Raw genomic sequence first — 18,121 nt, 5'->3', positions numbered from 1 at the left:
GACTCGGTCTTCCAGAATGAAATCAATCCGGACCCAAGATGAAACGCTACGAAAAATTCGCCGACGACATCGCTGAACTGATCCGCTCCGGTGTTCTCGGCCCCGGCCAGCGTTTGCCATCGGTGCGCTACGCCAGCCAGACTTACGGGGTCAGTCCGTCCACGGTGTTCCAGGCCTACTACCTGCTCGAACGCCGCGGCCTGATCCGCGCTCGCCCGCGCTCCGGCTACTTCGTCAACGCGCACGCGCCGAGCCCGTTCTCGGAGCCGGTGATCAGCAGTCAGGTCAACGAGTCCACCGAAGTCGACGTCAGCGAACTGGTGTTCTCGGTCCTCGACTCGATCAAGGACCCGAACACCGTACCCTTCGGCTCGGCCTTCCCCAGCCCGACCCTGTTCCCGCTGCAACGCCTGTCCCGTTCCCTGGCCAGCGCCGCTCGCGAGATGGACCCGCGCATGGTCGTCACCGACATGTCGCCGGGCAACCCGCAACTGCGTCGACAAATCGCCCTGCGCTACATGGTCGGCGGGCTGATGCTGCCCATGGAAGAACTGCTGATCACCAACGGTGCGCTGGAAGCGTTGAACCTGTGCCTGCAAGCGGTCACCGAACCCGGCGATCTGGTGGCCATCGAAGCCCCGGCGTTCTACGCCTGCCTGCAAATACTGGAACGGCTGAAGCTCAAAGCCGTGGAAATCCCTGTGCATCCGCGCGATGGCATCGACCTTGGCGTACTCGCGCAAACCCTGGCACGGCACCCGATCAAGGCTGTCTGGTGCATGACCAGCTTCCAGAACCCGATGGGCGCGACAATGCCCGAGGCGAAGAAACAGGACCTGGTTGAGCTATTGCGCAGCCATCAGGTGCCGCTGATCGAAGACGACGTCTACGCCGAACTCTATTACGGCCAACAGGCGCCGAAACCGGCGAAGGCTTTTGATACCGAAGGGCTGGTGATGCACTGCGGTTCGTTCGCCAAAAGCCTGGCTCCCGGCTACCGCATCGGTTGGGTCGCCGCCGGGCGCTATGCGCAGAAGATCGAACGGCAGAAACTCATGACGTCGCTGTGCGCGTCGATGCCGGCCCAGGCGGCCATTGCCGATTACCTGCAACACGGCGGCTATGATCGGCACCTGCGAAAACTGCGCTACGCCCTTGAAGAACAGCAAAGCGCCATGCTCGCCGCTATCGCGCGCTACTTCCCGACGCAGACTCGCGTCAGCCAACCGGCCGGCGGCTACTTTTTGTGGCTGGAATTGCCACCGCAGATGGATTCACTGAAGTTGTTTCAGATGGCGTTGGCGCAAGGGATCAGCATCGCTCCGGGACCGATCTTTTCACCGACCCAGCGCTTCAGGAATTGTATTCGCCTGAATTACGGCAGCCCCTGGGATGAGACTGCCGAGAAGGCGATGGAGACGTTGGGACGGATTGTGCGGTCGTTCTGAAGGTTTGATGGCGTCACGACTTGCTCGCAAAGAGGCCAGATCAGACAACAACGAATCTATAGGTTAACGCCCGCCGCCAAGGTCAACGAATGTCCCGGTCGCATAAGAAGCCTTGTCCGACAACAACCATACAATCGCCTCAGCCACTTCATCCGGTCGCCCGCCCCGAGCCATGGGAATCGCCGATTCCAGTTTGCTGACCCGATCCGGGTCGCCGCTTAACGCATGGAAATCGGTATAGATGTAACCAGGACGCACGGCGTTGACGCGGATGCCTTCGCCGGCCACTTCTTTGGACAGGCCGATGGTGAAGGTATCGAGCGCACCTTTGGAGGCGGCGTAGTCGACGTATTCACTTGGCGCGCCCAGGCGTGAGGCCACCGAGGACACGTTAACGATGCTGCCACCCTGCCCGCCATGCTTGGGTGACATGCGCAGGATCGCGTGTTTGGCGCAGAGGATCGGCGCCAGGACGTTGGTTCTGAGGATTTTAAGAATACGGAATTCAGACATTTCATCGACTCGGGACTTATGCCCGGCGGTCTCGGCGTTGTTCACCAGTGCCGTGACCCGGCCCAACTCAGTGTCCACGCGGTGGAACAGCGCGATTACTTCGTCTTCGATGCTGACGTCAGCGCGCACCGCGATGGCTTGGGCGCCGAGGGCGCGGACTTGCTCCAGCACCTGCTGCGCGGCCGATTCATCGGCCAGGTAGTTGATACAGATCCGATAGCCTTGTTCGGCGGCCAACAGGGCTGTGGCAGCGCCGATACCGCGGCTGCCGCCGGTGATGACGATGACTTTGTCCATGCGAAACTTCCCCCATTCCAAGCGTTAGCGGTCGGGGGGCAAGAATAACCGTCATCGCTGGCTTTTGCATGGGCTCACATCAATCAGCTTGTTCTCAAGACACCGCCAATTGCTCTGCACGCAGAATATCTACCATGAAACGTTCGGCCGGCAACGGGTGCCCGAGCAGATAGCCCTGTAGCGAATCACAACCGAGTTGCGTCAGGAAGTCTTGCTGCGAGTCGGTCTCCACCCCTTCGGCGACGATCCGCAACCCTAGCGCCTGACCTAGGGCGACGATGGCGGAAACGATGGCGGCGTCATCGCTGTCACGCTCCAGATCGCGGACAAAACCCCGGTCGATCTTCAGTTCGTTAGCCGGCAGGCGCTTGAGGTACATCAAGCTCGAATAGCCGGTGCCAAAGTCGTCGATCGACAGGTCGACACCCATGGTCGAAAGCTCCTGAAGCACCGTCATGCTCGCATCGGCATCGCTCATGGCCGTGGTTTCTGTGATCTCGAGGGTCAGGCTGTTGGCCGGCAAATGGTGAGTGGCCAAGGCTTTGGCGACGCTCTGGACCAGGCCCGCGTGGCAGAACTGCAGGGCTGAAAGGTTCACCGCGATGCGCCAGTCGGTGTACCCGAGCACGTACCACTCGCGCATCTGACGGCAGGCTTCGTTGAGCACCCATTCGCCAATCGGAATGATCAGCCCGGTTTTTTCCGCCAGTTCGATGAATTTGTCCGGCAGCAGCATGCCTTGGGTCGGATGCACCCAGCGCAGCAACGCCTCGGCACCGACCGGCCGGCCATTGTTGGCATCGAACTTGGGTTGGTAATAGAGACTGAATTGCTGCTGATCAAGGGCGATACGCAAGTCCTGCAGCAATTGCAGCTGTTTGCGTGCGTTGCTGTTCATCGAGGCATCGAAGAAGCTATAGCCGTTTTTCCCGGCGCCCTTGGCGTGATACATCGCCGCGTCGGCGTTCATCAGCAACTCTTCGGCGGTTTCACCGTTACCCGGATAAATCGCGATGCCGACGCTGGCGGAAATCTGCAAGTCATGTTCGGCGACCCGGAACGAACGCGCGATCAGCCCGACCTGACGGGCCGCCAGGTTCAATGCATCGTTCTGCTCGCCGAGTTGCACCAGCAATACAAACTCATCACCGCCGATCCGCGCCAGGGTGTCATGGCTGCGCAAATCCTCGCGCAAGCGCAGACCGACTTCACGCAACAACAGATCACCCATATGGTGACCGAAGGCATCGTTAACCGGTTTGAAACCGTCCAGATCGATGAACATCAACGCGAAACAACCGCCTTGCTCGCGCACCATAGACATTGCCTGATCGATGCGGTCAGCCAGCAACACTCGATTCGGCAGACCGGTCAGGGTGTCATGCAGGGCCAGTTGGGTCAGTTCGCGGTTGGCCTCGGTCAATGAGTGGCCGAGTTCTGCGGTCCGTGCCTCAAGACGCGCATCGAGAATCGAGGTCAGCAAGGCAATGCTCAACACCGCCAGGGTGGTGATCAACACCAGATTGTCCAGGCCCTTGCCGTTCAAGCCGCTGACGGCCCCGCCACAGAAGCTGCCATCCGGGAAACGCGCCGCCGCCATGCCGGTGTAATGCATGCCTACGATCGCGAGACCCATGATCACCGCCGCACCGCCACGGATCAGGCCGACATAAGGTGTGTGCTGGCGCAGGCGGAAAGCGATCCACAACGCGGCGCCCGAGGCGACTACGGCGATAAGCAGCGAGGCGCCGAACAGCGTCGGATCGTAATCGATACCCGGCTGCATGCGCATGGCGGCCATGCCGGTGTAGTGCATGGCGCTGATCCCGGAACCCATGACCAGCGCGCCGAATGCCAATTGCCAGGCTGGCAATTGTGGCTGGCTGACCAGCCACAGGGCAAAGCCGCAAGACAGGATGCTAATCAGCAGAGACAGCAACGTGATGCCGACGTCGTAACCGAGGTCGATGGGCAGTTTGAATGCGAGCATGCCGATGAAATGCATCGACCACACGCCAACCCCCATGGCAAAGGCGCCGCCCGCCGTCCATAGATGCACGGCCCGGCCCTTGGCCGTGGCGATGCGCTCGGTCAGGTCGAGCGCGGTATACGAGGCGAGAATCGCCACAAAAAGCGAGATGATAACCAGCGTGGGGGAATAGCTACCGATAAGCATGAGACTTCTCGCGACAGCCCTCCGTTCTCGGGGGGCAAATTGGGCGATTGTACTGATTGCGCAAAAGAACGCACTGACAAAATAAGCAAATGGCCATCAAGTCGATGAAACGCTTGTTTTAAGGTTTCACATTAAGTGCCGCTCAACTGATCGTTCCCATGCTCCGCGTGGGAACGATCATCGGAGCTGATGCCTACTCCTTTTCGCTCACTTGCAATGCCCCATCCCAGCCACCGCCCAGTGCCGCGATCAACTGCACGCTGGCAATCAACCGGCTCTGCAACAGGCTCAGCACGCTGCGTTCATTGTTCAACGCTGTGGCCTGAACGACTACCACGCCCAGGTAAGCGATCACTCCGGCCTTGTACTGGTTCTGGGTCAGACGCAAGGATTCTCGCGCCGCGTCCAGTGCTTCCTGGCGCACGCCCGCTTCGTCTTCCAGGACCTTGAGCTGCACCAGATAGTTTTCCACCTCACGGAAACCATCGAGCACGGTCTGGCGGTACTTGGCCACGGTCTCGTCGTAGGCCGCTTCGCTGCGGTCAACTTCCGCGGAGCGCTGACCGCCGTCGAACACGGTCATGGCCAATTGCGGTCCGACCGACCAGAAGCGGTTCGGCACGCTGATCCAGTTGGCATAGGTGCTGCTGCTGTAACCACCGTTCAGACTCAGGGTGAAATCCGGGTAATAGGCCGCCTTGGCCACGCCGATGTTGGCATTGGCGGCCATCACCGAGCGTTCGGCGGAGGCTATGTCCGGGCGGCGCTCGAGCAATTGCGAAGGCAGGCTCAGCGGTATCTCGGGCAACGCAGGAATGTCTTTGGTTTCAGCCAGGCTGAACTGGGCCGGCGGTAACCCGATCAGTACGGCAATGGCATTCTCGAATTGAGCACGCTGCCAGATCAGATCGACCAGGTCAGCCTCGGTGCTCTTGAGCTGAGTCTGGGCCTGCGCCACCGCATCCTTACCGGAGACACCAGCGCGATACTGGTTTTCAGTCATTGTCAGCGAGCGCTGATAGGCCTCGACCGTCGCTTCCAACAGGCGTTTCTGCTCGTCGATCACGCGCAGTTGCAGATAGTTCTGCACCAGTTCCGACTGCTGACTCAAGCGCATCGCCGCCAGATCGGCAAAACTCGCCTCGGCGTTAGCAGTGTCGGCTTCAAGGCCTCGGCGCAGCTTGCCCCAAATGTCGGCTTCCCAACTCACCCCAGCCTGTGCGGTGTAAGTGTCGCGAATCCCGCTGGAAGAACTGGTCAGGCTCGAACTGCTGCTGCCCGTGCCCTGGCTGGAGCGGTTTTTCCCGACAGTCAGGTCCACGGTGGGGAAAAACGCACCACGGGCACTGCGCACCAAGGCCTGGGCCTGACGGTACTGGGCTTCGGATTGCGCGACGGTCTGGTTGGAACTGTTGAGTTGTTGGATCAGGCCATTGAGCTGCTGATCGCCATACAACTCCCACCAGGCGCCACGGGCCAGAGAATCGCCGGGGTTGGCCTGACGCCAGCCTGCCGCTTCCTTGTATTGCGCCGGCGCAGCCGCTTGCGGGCGCTGGTAATCCGGGCCGATGGCGCAAGCGCTGAGCATCGCCACGCTTAGCGCCAGGCTCAACAAACGCGAGCCTCGGGCCGTTACCAGCGGTGCAGCCAGATTGATAAGCGAACGGTCAGTCATAGCGGAGTTTCCAGAGCAGCATCGGTACGCACCCCACGCCAGTGGTTGAAGCGATGGCGCAGTTTGTCGAGATAGAGGTAAACCACCGGGGTGGTGTAAAGGGTCAGCACCTGGCTGAAGATCAGCCCGCCGATGATAGTCAGGCCCAGCGGCTGACGCATTTCCGCACCTTCGGCGCGGCTCAGCAGCAACGGCAACGCGCCGAGGATCGCCGCCAGGGTGGTCATCAGAATCGGCCGCAGACGTTGCAGGCAGGCGCTGCGAATCGACTCCAGCGGAGCCATGCCCTGATGTCGCTCCAGCTGCAAGGCCAGGTCGATCATCAGAATGGCGTTTTTCTTCACCACGCCGATCAGCAGGAACAGCCCGAGCAACGAGATCAGGCTGAACTCACCGCCCAATGCGTAAATCGACAGCAACGCGCCGACCCCGGCCGACGGCAAGGTCGAGAGAATGGTCAGCGGGTGAATGTAGCTTTCATACAGCACACCGAGCACCAGATACACCGCCACCAGCGCCCCAAGAATCATCCACGGCTGGCTCTTCTGGGTCGCGGCAAAGGCGTCGGCTGTGCCGGCCATTTTCACGATCACGTCTTCCGGCATGCCGAGTCTGGCGATAGCCCGCTCGATGGCCGCTGTGCCCTGCTCCACCGTCACGCCTTCGGCCATGTCGAAGGAAATGCTCTCGGAGGCGAACTGGCCTTCGTGGCTGACGCGGTCGTCTTCCAGGCTGTTTTCGTAATGCGCGATGGTCGAGAGCGGAATCCGCGCACCGTCAGCGGTGATCACCTGAACCTGTTTGAGGGTGATTGGGTCCTGGGCATATTTCGGATTGACCTCCATGACCACCTGATACTGGTTAAGGCTGTCGTAAATCGTCGAAATCTGCCGCTGGCTGTAGGCGTTGTTCAGCACCGCGGTGACCATGTCCATGTCGACGCCCAGGCGTTTGGCCTGATCACGGTCGACGATCAGGGTCACCTGTTGGGCGCCGCGCCCTTCACGGGCGTCAATCGCGGTCAGCTCCGGCAACGCCTTGAGTGCGGTAACGACTTTCGGATACCACTCACGCAACTCGCCAAGGTCGGCGCTTTGCAGGATGTAGGAATACTGGGACGTGGTCTGTTCACGACCGCCACCAAACTGCAGGTCCTGATCGGCCATCAGCATCAACTGCGCACCGGCGACCTTGGGCATTTCCTTGCGCAGGCGTTCGATGACCTTTTGCGCAGAAATGTTTCGCTCCTTGATCGGTTTCAGCCGCACCAGCATGAAGGCGTTGTTGGTGCCGTTGGTGCCGCCGATGAAGCCAGCGACGCTTTGCACCGCGTCATCCTTGAGCACGGCACGGCGGAAGGTTTCCATTTTCGGCTGCATCACACTGAATGACAGCCCGTCATCGCCGCGCACGAAACCGATCAGTTGGCCGGTATCCTGCTGAGGCAAAAATGTTTTAGGAACAACGACATACAGAGCAATGTTAACGCCGACTGTCACAATAAGACTGAGCAAGGTCAACCGGCGATGTCGCAGCACCCAGTCGAGGCTTGTGGCGTATTTGCCGACCATCCACTCGTTGGCGCGCTGACTCCAGCGCTGCAAACGGTTTTCCTCACCCGGCGTATGCGGCTTGAGCCAGCGGGCGCAGAGCATCGGGGTCAGCGTCAAGGAGACCACCAGCGACACCACGATGGACGCCGCCAACGTGATGGAAAACTCGCGAAACAGGCTTTCGACAATCCCGCCCATAAACAGAATCGACAGAAACACCGCCACCAGCGAGACGTTCATCGACAGCAAGGTGAAGCCGACTTCCTGCGCCCCGAGGTACGCGGCCTTCATCGGCGGTACGCCTTTGTCGATGTGCCGCGAAATGTTCTCCAGCACCACAATGGCATCGTCCACCACCAGCCCGGTGGCCAGAATCAGCGCCATCAGCGACAGGTTGTTCAGGGAGAATCCATAGAGGTACATCACCGCAAAGGTGCCGACCAGCGACACAGGCACCGCAAGGGTCGGAATCAGCGAGGCGCGGAAGTTACCGAGGAACAGGAACACCACCAGAATCACCAGCGCCACGGCAATCAACAGGGTCATTTCCGCTTCGTGCAAGGTCGCCTTGATCACCGGCGACCGGTCCATCGCCACGTTCAGCTTCACGCTGGCCGGCAACACGGCCTGCAACGCCGGCAGTTGAGCCTTGATTTCGTTGACCGTCTCGATGATGTTCGCGCCGGCCTGACGGTTGATCACCAGCAGTACCGCCGCATCGTTGTTGAAGAAGCCGCTGTTGTAGCGGTCTTCGACGCCGTCGCTGACCTTCGCCACGTCCTTCAGGCGCAGGGCCGCGCCGTCCGCGTAGTGAATGATCAGCGACTCGTAATCCTTGGCTTTCTCGAGTTGATCGTTGGCCTGAACCTGCCACAACCGCTGGCCATCTTCGACCGACCCTTTTGGCCTGCGTACGTTGGCGTTGGCGATGGTGTTGCGCACATCGTCCAGCGCCACGCCGTACTGGTTTAGCGCCTGCGGTTCGAGTTCGATGCGCACCGCCGGCAAGGAACTGCCGCCGATCTGCACTTCGCCGACGCCCTGCACCTGAGACACGCTCTGGGACAGAATCGTCGAGGCCAAATCGTAGAGCTGGCCCTTTTCCAGTACGTCGGAGGTCAGCGACAGCACCATGACCGGCGCCTGGGACGGGTTGACCTTCTTGTAGGTCGGCATGCTGCGCATCCCGCTCGGCAGCAAATTGCGCGAAGCGTTGATCGCCGCCTGCACTTCCCGCGCCGCGCCGTTGATGTCGCGGTCCAGGTCGAACTGCAAAATCACCCGGGTCGAGCCCTGGCTGGAGCGGCTGCTCATGGTGTTGACCCCGGCGATGGCGCCGAAGGAGCGTTCCAGCGGCGTGGCCACCGTCGAGGCCATGACCTCCGGGCTCGCACCGGGCAGACTCGCCTGGACCACGATCACCGGGAAGTCCATCTGCGGCAACGGCGCCACCGGCAACAGGCCGAAGCTCACGCCGCCCAGCAGCAGGATCGCCAGGCTCAGCAACATCGTCGCGACCGGGCGGTTGATGAAAGGTCCGGACAGGTTCATGGCTGTTCTGCCGCTTCCACGGCTTCAGGCTTGCGCCCCCAACGCCGACCGAGTCGGTCGAAGTACAGGTAGATGACCGGAGTGGTAAACAGCGTCAGCACCTGACTCACCAACAAGCCACCCACCATCACCAGACCCAACGGTTGACGCAGTTCCGCGCCGGAGCCGGTCGCCAGCATCAGTGGTACCGCGCCGAACAACGCGGCCAGTGTGGTCATCAGAATCGGCCGGAAACGCAGCAGCGCCGCCTGATAGATCGCCGTTTCCGGGTCCATGCCCTGATTGCGTTCGGCGTCGAGGGCAAAGTCGATCATCATGATCGCGTTCTTTTTCACGATACCGATCAACAAAATGATGCCGATGATCGCGATCATGCCCAGGTCATTGCCGCTCAACAGCAACGCCAGCAAGGCACCGACCGCCGCCGAGGGCAAGGTCGAGAGAATGGTGATCGGGTGGATGTAGCTCTCGTAGAGCACGCCGAGCACGATGTACATGGTGACCACCGCCGCCAGAATCAGCAGCAAGGTGCTCGACAGCGACGCCTGGAATGCCTCGGCCGCGCCCTGGAACTGGGTCTGCACGCCAATCGGCATGCCGATGTCTTTCTGCACCTGGTCGATGATCTCCACCGCATGCCCCAGCGCCACGCCGGGCGCGAGGTTGAACGACATCATCACCGCCGGAAACTGCCCGATATGAGTGATCGCCAGTTGTGCCTGACGCTCCTCCATGTGCGCCAGACTGGACAGGCGCACTTGCCCGCCGTCGGTGGTTTTCACGTGAATCTGGTTCAGCGCCTCCGGGCCGATCTTCTCGCCGGACTGCGATTGCAGCACCACGCGGTACTGGCTGGCCTGGGTGTAGATGGTGGAAATCTGCCGCTGACCGAAGGCGTCGTACAGCGCATCGGTGATGTTCGACACCGACACACCGACCCGGGACGCCGCATCGCGGTCGATCACCAGATACACCTGCAGGCCCTTGTCCTGCAAATCGCTGGCAACGTCGGTGAGCTCCGGCCGTTGGGCCAGTGCTTCCACCAGACGACCACTCCATAGACTGAGCAGCTCGGAATCCGGCGACGACATACTGAACTGGTATTGAGTCCGGCTGACGCGGTCTTCGATGGTCAGGTCCTGCACCGGTTGCATGAACAGGCGAATGCCGATGAGTTTGTCCAGTTCCGGTTGCAGACGTGCAATCACCTCGGCGGCGCTCAGGTCGCGATTGCTGTGGGATTTTAGGTTGATCAGCAGACGACCGCTATTGAGCGTCGAGTTGTCACCGTCGACGCCGATGTAGGACGACAAGCTCTCCACCGCTGGATCCGCCAGGATCACTTTGGCCAGTTCCTGCTGACGTTCGCTCATGGCCGCAAAGGAAATCGACTGCGGCGCTTCGGAAATGCCCTGGATCACCCCGGTGTCCTGCACCGGGAAAAAGCCCTTTGGCACCACCATGTAAAGGAACACGGTCAACGCCAGCGTGCCGATGGCCACCAGCAGGGTCAGCGGTTGATGCTTGAGAACCCACTTTAACTTGCGCCCGTAAGCCGCGATCATCCAATCAATTGTGGCGCCGCTGGCCCGGTAGAAACGACCCTGTTCTTCTTCCTTCGGCTCACGTTTGAGCAAACGAGCGCACATCATCGGCGTCAGGGTCAGAGACACCACCAGGGAGATCAGGATCGCCACCGCCAGGGTGATGGCAAATTCGCGGAACAACCGCCCTACCACGTCGGCCATGAACAGCAGCGGAATCAGTACGGCGATCAGCGACAGGGTCAGGGAGATCAGGGTGAAGCCGATCTGCTTGGCGCCCTTGAGCGCCGCATTCAGGGGGCTATCGCCCTCTTCGATAAATCGGGAAATGTTCTCCAGCATGACAATCGCATCGTCCACCACGAAACCGGTGGCGATGGTCAGTGCCATCAGGGTCAGGTTGTTGACCGAGAAACCCGCGAGGTACATCACGCCGAAGGTGCCGATCAGCGACAGTGGGACCGCGACCGACGGAATCATCGTGGCGCTGGCCCGACGCAGGAACAGGAAGGTCACCATCACGACCAGCGCAATGGCGATCAACAATTCGTGCTGCACGTCGGTGACCGAGGCGCGGATAGTCTGGGTGCGGTCGGTCAGCACGGTGACTTCGAGACCGGCCGGCAGGTTGTCGGTGATGCTCGGCAGCAGGGCTTTGATCCGGTCAACCACTTCGATGACGTTGGCGCCAGGCTGACGCTGGATATTCAGCAGCACGGCCTGATTTTCGTTGGCCCACGCCGCCAGACGTTCGTTTTCCGCGCCATCGACGATCTCCGCCACGTCCTTGAGCCGCAACGGCGCGCCGTTGGCGTAGGCGAGAATCAGATTGGCGTAGTCCTTGGGCGAGGTCAGTTGATCGTTTGCATCGAGCATCGACACCCGGGTCGGGCCGTCGAAGTTGCCCTTGGGCTGGTTGACGTTGGACGCACCGATCAGGGTTCGCACGTCGGAGAGGTTCAAGCCATTGGCCGCCAGTGCCTCGGGGTTGACCTTGATCCGCACGGCCTGCCGCTGGCCACCGGCAATGCTGACCATGCCGACGCCGCTGATCTGGGCAATTTTCTGCGCCATGCGCGTGTCGACCAAATCATTGAGCTTGGGCAGCAGCATGGTCTTGGAGGTGATGGCCAGGGTCAGCACCGGGGTGTCCGCCGGGTTGACCTTGTTGTACACCGGCGGCGCCGGCAGGTCCTTGGGCAGCAAATTGGTCGCGGCGTTGATCGCCGCCTGCACCTGCTGCTCGGCGACATCCATGTTGATGTCGAGGCTGAAACGCAGGGTCAGCACTGAAGCGCCGCCGGAGCTGGTCGACGCCATCTGGGTCAGGCCGGGCATCTGCCCGAATTGACGCTCAAGGGGCGCGGTCACGGCGCTGGTCATGACATCCGGGCTGGCACCGGGGTACAGCGTCATGACGCGGATGGTCGGGTAATCGACCTGAGGCAATGCCGACACCGGCAACAGCCGATAGGCGATCACGCCGGCCAGGATAATGGCCAGCATGCTCAGGGTCGTGGCGACCGGGCGAAGGATGAACAGCCGCGAGATGTTCATGCGCCGCCCTTTTTCGCCTTGTCGGTGGTCGTCGCGTCAGGCACCGTGGCGGCCGATTTGCCTTGCAGGTGCTCGGTCGGGGTGGTCGGTACATCCTTGGTGTCGTTGACCACTTCCACTTCGCTGCCTTCCTTCAAGCGGTCGGTGCCTTCAAGGACCACGCGATCCCCGGGGGCCAGGCCTTCGGTAATCACGGTGTTTTCACCGTCACTGGCGCCGACTTTCAACTGACGAATCGCGACTTTCTTGTCGCCGTCCAAGGCGTAGACAAACGTGCCGTTGGTGCCGAACTGAATCGCTGCCGAAGGTGCGAGCACCACGTCTTTGAGGGTGTCGGCCAGCAGGTGGACGTTGACGAACTGGTTCGGGAACAGCGCCTGATCGCGGTTCTCATAGCGTGCCTTGAATTTCAGGGTGCCGGTGGTGACGTCGATCTGGTTGTCCAGGCTCTGCAAGACGCCGGTGGCCTGCAACTTGGTGTCGCCACGGTCCCAGGCTTCGGCGGGCAGTTTGGCGCCGGTGCGATAACGGGCCAGCACGGTCTCCAGGCTGTTTTCCGGCAAGGTGAACGCAACGCTGATCGGTTGGGTCTGGGTGATGATCACCAGCGCGGTGGTGTCGTTGGCCGCCACCAGGTTGCCGACATCCAGCTGACGCAAGCCCACACGCCCGGCAATCGGGGCGCGGATCTTGGTGAATTCCAGATTGAGCTTGGCGTCGTTGACCGCCGCCTGATTGGTTTTGACCGTGCCCTGATACTGGCCCACCAGCGCTTCGGCGGTGTCCAGGGTCTGCTTGGCAATACTGTCTTCGCGATACAGGCCGCGATAGCGTTCCACATCGACCTGGGCGTTTTTCAGTTGTGCCTGGTTCTGCAGCAACGTGCCTTCAGCCTGAAGCAAGGCGTTCTGGTAAGGACGCGGGTCGATTTCAGCCAGCAGATCGCCCGCCTTGACCATCTGCCCTTCCTCGAAGGAGATCTTCATCAGCTCACCGCCGACGCGGCTGCGCACATTGATGGTGTTCAGCGCCGTCACGGTGCCCAGCGCCTTGTAGTACAGCGGGAAGTCGCCCTTGACCGCTGGCGCGACACGCACTGGAACAGGCCCGGTCGCCCCTCCGAAACCCGGACGCATCCCCCCCGACCTGCCGGTTTGCCCGGCAACGGCTTTTTGCCCTGCGCCCTCTTTTTGGGCAGTGCCGGCGGGCCAGAATTTCCAGCACAGGCCAGCGATGACCAACAGGACAAGCAGGCCAAACAGCCAGCGACGGGGACTACGGGAAACGGAGGATTGCATGGAATGATCAACCATTGGGCGCGTGGGCTTCTTCTACAGGAGGCTGAACGATAAGCACTGGCGGGTATTAAGCAAAGCGGCTTTACCGGCAATTTACCTTCGGCTTACGTAACAGGAGATTTATCTAAGACACTGAAGCACAAATGAAAACGGCCTGGACAGTGCCAGGCCGTTAACAATTGTAATGCTTTACTTATTTAAGAACGGCGAGTGCCGCTTCGTAGTTCGGTTCTTCAGCGATTTCCTTGACCAGTTCGCTGTGCAGAACGTTGTCGTTTTCGTCCAGAACCACGACGGCACGGGCCGTCAGGCCTTTGAGCGGGCCGTCTGCGATGGCAACGCCGTAGTTCTCGATGAACTCGGCACCGCGCAGGGTCGACAGGTTCTGTACGTTTTCCAGGCCCTCGGCGCCGCAGAAGCGAGCTTGAGCGAACGGCAGGTCAGCGGAGATGCACAGCACGACAGTGTTGGCGACATCACTGGCCTGGGCGTTGAACTTGCGAACCGAAGTCGCGCAGGTCGGGGTATCGACGCTTGGGAAGATGTTCAGCACTTTGCGCTTGCCGGCGAAGCTCGCCAGGGTCACGTCGGACAGATTGCCGGCAACCAGGGAAAAGGCTGGCGCCTTGGAACCGGCTTGTGGCAGTTGGCCGTTGACTTGAACCGGGGAGCCTTTAAGAGTGACTTGAGCCATGAACGGAGTCCTTCTGAACGTTGTTGTAGAGAATTTTGAAGAGGCCGAAGTTAACCACGAAATTGCCCGACGACCTATGCCCAGATACAAATTGTGAAGTCTCGTCGCACGCATTGGATACAAACCGCCCCCCCATCACCGCAAAGCGAGTTTAGTGTCGAGAAACAAATCTGCTTTTCGGCGATATTCCGTAAGAAGCGCTGTCGATTCAGGCGACGGCCATTCGACTAGCCTTGAATCACTAACATCCAGCGGAGATAAGACCATGCGATTCATGATCATTGTGAAAGCCAGCCAGGATTCCGAGGCCGGTGTGATGCCCAGCGAGGAACTGATGACAGCGATGGGCAACTACAACGAGGAGCTGGTCAAAGCCGGCATCCTCATCGAGGGCGATGGCCTGCAACCCAGTAGCAAAGGAGCCCGCGTGCGTTTCTCGGGTGACCAACGCACGGTGATCGACGGCCCGTTCGCCGAAACCAAGGAGCTGATCGCCGGCTACTGGATATGGCAGGTGAAGTCGAAACAAGAGGCGATCGACTGGGTCAAGCGATGCCCCAACCCAATGCCAGGCACCGACGCCGAGATCGAGATTCGCCAGGTGTTCGAGGCTGAAGATTTCGGGGCCGAGTTCACACCGGAACTGCGGGAGCAGGAAGAGCGGCTGCGTGCGCAGGCGAAGACGCGCTGAATAGTCCAGTCATTGTGGCGAGGGGGCTTGCCCCCTCGCCACATCAACAGTCTGTCGATCTCAAACCCCCCTGTTTCGAATTAACTTTTTAGTACACATAAACTCACGCAAACGTGCACAAAAAACCAAAGATCAACTCCCTTCGACTGGCAAACCCCGAGTTGGTGAATACCAATGCGGGTTTCAACGAACGGATGAACGCACACCAGCAACGCCTGATGCAGTTCTATCGGGCGAGTCTGCATGCTTATGACGGTGACCGCGACGCGTGGACCAGGGATATTCGCGAGGTGATGCGCGGGGATGGGGGAAATCCGTATTTCCGGTGGTTTGTCGGGGAGTAGATCACAACCGTCATTTGACAGACGCCGGCCATCCGGCAAAGCTGCGTCGAGCTTGAACGCGCGCCTGACGGCAAACGCACCCGGACTATGGAAGTCGCAATGCCGAAACATAAAAATAAAGCGGTACAGCCAAACCCTGATTCGCCACCGACCTTGATTAACCGTTACCTGTTTCCCGTCACCCTCGGCGTTTTGCTGTTGGCCATAGCGGGCATCGGCTGGTTTCTGTTCAGCAGCAAACCGGCCCCCGTGACTTATGCGCCTGTCAGTACGCCGGTCGCTCAGCCGGCCAAATCGCAACCGGTCGCCATGGCGCCGGCAACGATGGTCGATGAGCAACAATGCCAAGGCTGCCACAGCGAGCAGGTCAAGGACTGGCAAGGCTCCCATCACCAATTGGCGATGCAGGAGGCCAATGCCGATACGATGCTCGGCGACTTCAATAACGTCACCTTCAAAGCGGAAAACGAAACCACCCGTTTCTCGCGCAAGGACGGCGGGTTCTGGGTCAACACCCCCGGGATTGACGGCAAGAATACCGACTTCAAGGTCGCCTACACCTTCGGCATTGCGCCGTTGCAGCAATACCTGATCGAGGTCGGCGAAGGTCGGTTGCAAGCCCTCGGCGTGGCTTGGGATACCGAAAAGCACCGCTGGTTTCACCTCTATCCGGGCCAGGGTGTGAACTTCAAAGACCCGTTGCACTGGAGCAAGCCGAGCCAGAACGCCAACTTCATGTGCGTCGAGTGCCACACCACCGGTTACAAGCGCAATTTCGATGCCGCAAAAAACACTTTCGACAGTCACTGGAACAGCCTCGGTGTCGGCTGTCAGGCTTGTCACGGCCCGGCCTCCAATCACCTGGCATGGACGGCAAAAAAAGGTGACCTGGTCCATGCCGGTTTTGCCGTCGACCTGAAGGACAAGAACGCCACCGTCGAAATCGAAACCTGTGCCCGCTGCCACTCGCGCCGCGCGCCACTGGGCGACGGCTTCACCGCCGGCAAGCACCTGATGGATGACTACCTGCCGAGCCCCCTGACCCGCGAGTTGTACGCACTGGACGGCAAGATCAAGGACGAAGTGTTCGAACACGGCTCCTTCGCCCAGAGCAAAATGTTCGACAAGGGCGTGCGCTGCAGCAACTGCCACAACCCGCACAGCACCAAGCTCAAGGCACCGGGCAACGGTGTCTGCATGCAATGCCACAACACCGCCGGCAAAACTTCAGTCGCGGGTGTTGACGGCGCAGGCCTGCAAGCGAAGAACTACGATTCCATCGAACACACCCGCCACACCATGGGCCAACCGGGTTCGCAGTGCGTGGATTGCCACATGCCCGGCAAGTTCTACATGAGCAATGACTTCAGGCATGACCACAGTTTCAGCATTCCCAACCCTGAGCGGGCGAAAAAACTCGGCACGCCGGACGCTTGCCTGACCTGTCACCAGGGCAAGGCCGGCGACAAGGTCGCCGAGCAATTCAAGCTCTGGAACACCGCCACCGCGCAGGCGCCGCGTTACGACGAAAGCCTGTGGCTGATTCGCAACGGTCAACCCGGCGCGGCACAAGCGTTGTACGAGCAGCTTCAACTTAGCCATTTGCCAGCGATTCAACGCGCAACCCTGCTGGCCGAGTTGCCGCTGTATCCAAGCGAACAGGCGTTGAAACTGGCCACCCAGGACTTGAACAACCCGGCCCCGCAAGTGCGTGAAAGCGCCGCCCGGGCGATCGGCGCGTTCCTGCCGCCACCGGAGCGCGCGTCGCTGCTGACGCCGTTGTTGCATGATCCGGTGAAGGCTGTGCGGATTGTCGCTGCGCGGGATCTGCTGAGCGTGGCCCGTAATGGCTTGGGCAGTGCCCAGGACAACTGGAATGCAGCCATCGCCGAATACGAGGAGGTCCAGAAGAGCCTGGCCGAACGCGCTGAAGCCAACCTCAACCTGGCCATGCTCTATCAGGCCAGCGGTCGTAGCGGCGAAGTCGAAGCGCTGCTGCGCTCAGCCCTCAAACGTGATCCTGATTTCTACCCGGCGCTGGTGACGCTGGTGCAATGGCTGGAGGCGAACGGCCGCAATCAGGAAGCTCAGACGCTGCTGGAGCAGAGCCTGAAAGAACACCCGGACGCCGCCCTTCTGCAACATACCCAAGGCCTGTCGCTGGTGCGCGCGGGCAAATCAGCCCAGGCCATGCCGGCCCTGCGCAAAGCCGCACAACTGGATCCTCAGAATGGCCAGTACGGTTACGTGTTGGCGGTGGCGTTGCACGACAGCGGCAAGGTCGATGAGGCCTGCCAAGAGCTGGAGCGATTGTTGAAAGTGCAGCCGGCCAATCGCAATGCCCGGTTGTCGTTGATCCAGTACTACCTGGATAACGGGCAGGAACCGAAGGCACAGGTGTTGTTGCAAGGCTGGAAGAAAATGAACATGGGGGATCCGGCGTTGAAGTAATTGATGGTGCAGTGGTCTAATTTCCCCGGACACCCCGATAGGTGGAAAATACACCTATTGAGGAGTTCTCCATGACCGACAAACGCAAAGTATTCGACGACAGCTTCAAGCTGGAAGTTGTAAAGATGATCAAGGACCAGGGCCTGAGTGTTTCACAGGTTTGTCGTGATCTTGATATTGGTGATACGGCCGTTCGACGCTGGGTACAACAGTATGAGGCCGAGAAGTTGGGGCAAGCCGGGATCGGCAAGCCGCTGACCTCTGAGCAACAGCGTATTCGCCAGTTGGAGCAAGAAAACCGTCAGCTCAAGATGGATAACGATGTATTA

Annotated in this window: 11 protein-coding genes and 1 pseudogene; 5 read left to right on the top strand and 7 right to left on the bottom strand. The window is 60.3% G+C overall.

The features are described from left to right. Positions 1 to 38 precede the first annotated feature (38 nt). The gene (mapR, locus tag FQ187_RS00060; RefSeq protein WP_149627918.1) at positions 39 to 1,448 is read left to right on the top strand and encodes a GntR family transcriptional regulator MpaR; all 1,410 of its coding nucleotides are present in this window, start codon (positions 39 to 41) and stop codon (positions 1,446 to 1,448) included. A 63-nt stretch (positions 1,449 to 1,511) separates the two neighbouring features. Here the strand turns inward: mapR and FQ187_RS00055 are convergent, their stop codons facing one another. The 7 genes from FQ187_RS00055 to tpx all read right to left on the bottom strand — a co-directional run bounded on the left by FQ187_RS00055 (position 1,512) and on the right by tpx (position 14,306). Then, on the bottom strand, positions 1,512 to 2,258 hold the full coding sequence (locus FQ187_RS00055) for an SDR family oxidoreductase (RefSeq protein ID WP_149627917.1): 747 nt from the start codon (positions 2,256 to 2,258) through the stop codon (positions 1,512 to 1,514). Positions 2,259 to 2,352: 94 nt separating this feature from the next. After that, positions 2,353 to 4,434 (bottom strand): bifunctional diguanylate cyclase/phosphodiesterase, encoded by a 2,082-nt coding sequence (locus FQ187_RS00050; RefSeq protein ID WP_149627916.1) that lies wholly within the window; start codon positions 4,432 to 4,434, stop codon positions 2,353 to 2,355. Positions 4,435 to 4,627: 193 nt separating this feature from the next. Beyond that, positions 4,628 to 6,109 (bottom strand): efflux transporter outer membrane subunit, encoded by a 1,482-nt coding sequence (locus tag FQ187_RS00045; protein WP_149627915.1) that lies wholly within the window; start codon positions 6,107 to 6,109, stop codon positions 4,628 to 4,630. Then, on the bottom strand, positions 6,106 to 9,213 hold the full coding sequence (locus FQ187_RS00040; RefSeq protein ID WP_149627914.1) for an efflux RND transporter permease subunit: 3,108 nt from the start codon (positions 9,211 to 9,213) through the stop codon (positions 6,106 to 6,108). Before FQ187_RS00040 ends, FQ187_RS00045 begins: the two co-directional genes overlap by 4 nt. Then, positions 9,210 to 12,314: an MdtB/MuxB family multidrug efflux RND transporter permease subunit gene (locus tag FQ187_RS00035; RefSeq protein WP_149627913.1), complete on the bottom strand. Its 3,105-nt coding sequence runs from the start codon at positions 12,312 to 12,314 to the stop codon at positions 9,210 to 9,212. The genes FQ187_RS00040 and FQ187_RS00035 overlap by 4 nt, the downstream gene beginning before the upstream one ends. Next, the gene (locus tag FQ187_RS00030; RefSeq protein ID WP_149627912.1) at positions 12,311 to 13,627 is read right to left on the bottom strand and encodes an MdtA/MuxA family multidrug efflux RND transporter periplasmic adaptor subunit; all 1,317 of its coding nucleotides are present in this window, start codon (positions 13,625 to 13,627) and stop codon (positions 12,311 to 12,313) included. The genes FQ187_RS00035 and FQ187_RS00030 overlap by 4 nt, the downstream gene beginning before the upstream one ends. 178 nt (positions 13,628 to 13,805) lie before the next feature. After that, positions 13,806 to 14,306: a thiol peroxidase gene (tpx, locus tag FQ187_RS00025; protein ID WP_008150862.1), complete on the bottom strand. Its 501-nt coding sequence runs from the start codon at positions 14,304 to 14,306 to the stop codon at positions 13,806 to 13,808. 265 nt (positions 14,307 to 14,571) lie between these two features. On the opposite strand from tpx, the gene FQ187_RS00020 reads away from it, so the two are divergent. From FQ187_RS00020 to FQ187_RS00005, 4 genes and pseudogenes are all read left to right on the top strand, one after another. After that, positions 14,572 to 14,997 carry a YciI family protein gene (locus FQ187_RS00020; RefSeq protein WP_149627911.1) on the top strand — a complete coding sequence of 142 codons (426 nt, stop codon included), beginning with the start codon at positions 14,572 to 14,574 and terminating at the stop codon, positions 14,995 to 14,997. A 155-nt stretch (positions 14,998 to 15,152) separates the two neighbouring features. After that, positions 15,153 to 15,341: pseudogene (locus FQ187_RS30195) on the top strand (hypothetical protein); the annotation flags it as partial. Positions 15,342 to 15,440: 99 nt separating this feature from the next. After that, a complete protein-coding gene (locus FQ187_RS00010) occupies positions 15,441 to 17,792 on the top strand; it encodes a tetratricopeptide repeat protein (protein WP_149627910.1) in 2,352 nt (783 codons plus the stop codon). 71 nt (positions 17,793 to 17,863) lie between these two features. Next, positions 17,864 to 18,121 (top strand): transposase (locus FQ187_RS00005; RefSeq protein WP_149627909.1); only part of this gene is annotated, 258 nt, incomplete at its 3' end.

Origin of the sequence: Pseudomonas sp. ANT_J28 (assembly GCF_008370005.1) — a bacterium.
Classification (GTDB): Bacteria; Pseudomonadota; Gammaproteobacteria; order Pseudomonadales; family Pseudomonadaceae; genus Aquipseudomonas; species Aquipseudomonas frigoris.
This window is presented reverse-complemented; position numbering and strand designations above follow the sequence as displayed.

Excerpts from the sequence above, each read along its gene's own strand:
- FQ187_RS00040 (WP_149627914.1), bottom strand. The coding sequence starts at position 9,213 with ATGAACCTGTCCGGACCTTTCATCAACCGCCCGGTCGCGACGATGTTG.
- FQ187_RS00020 (WP_149627911.1), top strand. The coding sequence starts at position 14,572 with ATGCGATTCATGATCATTGTGAAAGCCAGCCAGGATTCCGAGGCCGGT.
- FQ187_RS00035 (WP_149627913.1), bottom strand. The coding sequence starts at position 12,314 with ATGAACATCTCGCGGCTGTTCATCCTTCGCCCGGTCGCCACGACCCTG.
- FQ187_RS00055 (WP_149627917.1), bottom strand. The coding sequence starts at position 2,258 with ATGGACAAAGTCATCGTCATCACCGGCGGCAGCCGCGGTATCGGCGCT.
- FQ187_RS00010 (WP_149627910.1), top strand. The coding sequence starts at position 15,441 with ATGCCGAAACATAAAAATAAAGCGGTACAGCCAAACCCTGATTCGCCA.
- FQ187_RS00045 (WP_149627915.1), bottom strand. The coding sequence starts at position 6,109 with ATGACTGACCGTTCGCTTATCAATCTGGCTGCACCGCTGGTAACGGCC.
- tpx (WP_008150862.1), bottom strand. The coding sequence starts at position 14,306 with ATGGCTCAAGTCACTCTTAAAGGCTCCCCGGTTCAAGTCAACGGCCAA.
- mapR (WP_149627918.1), top strand. The coding sequence starts at position 39 with ATGAAACGCTACGAAAAATTCGCCGACGACATCGCTGAACTGATCCGC.
- FQ187_RS00050 (WP_149627916.1), bottom strand. The coding sequence starts at position 4,434 with ATGCTTATCGGTAGCTATTCCCCCACGCTGGTTATCATCTCGCTTTTT.
- FQ187_RS00030 (WP_149627912.1), bottom strand. The coding sequence starts at position 13,627 with ATGGTTGATCATTCCATGCAATCCTCCGTTTCCCGTAGTCCCCGTCGC.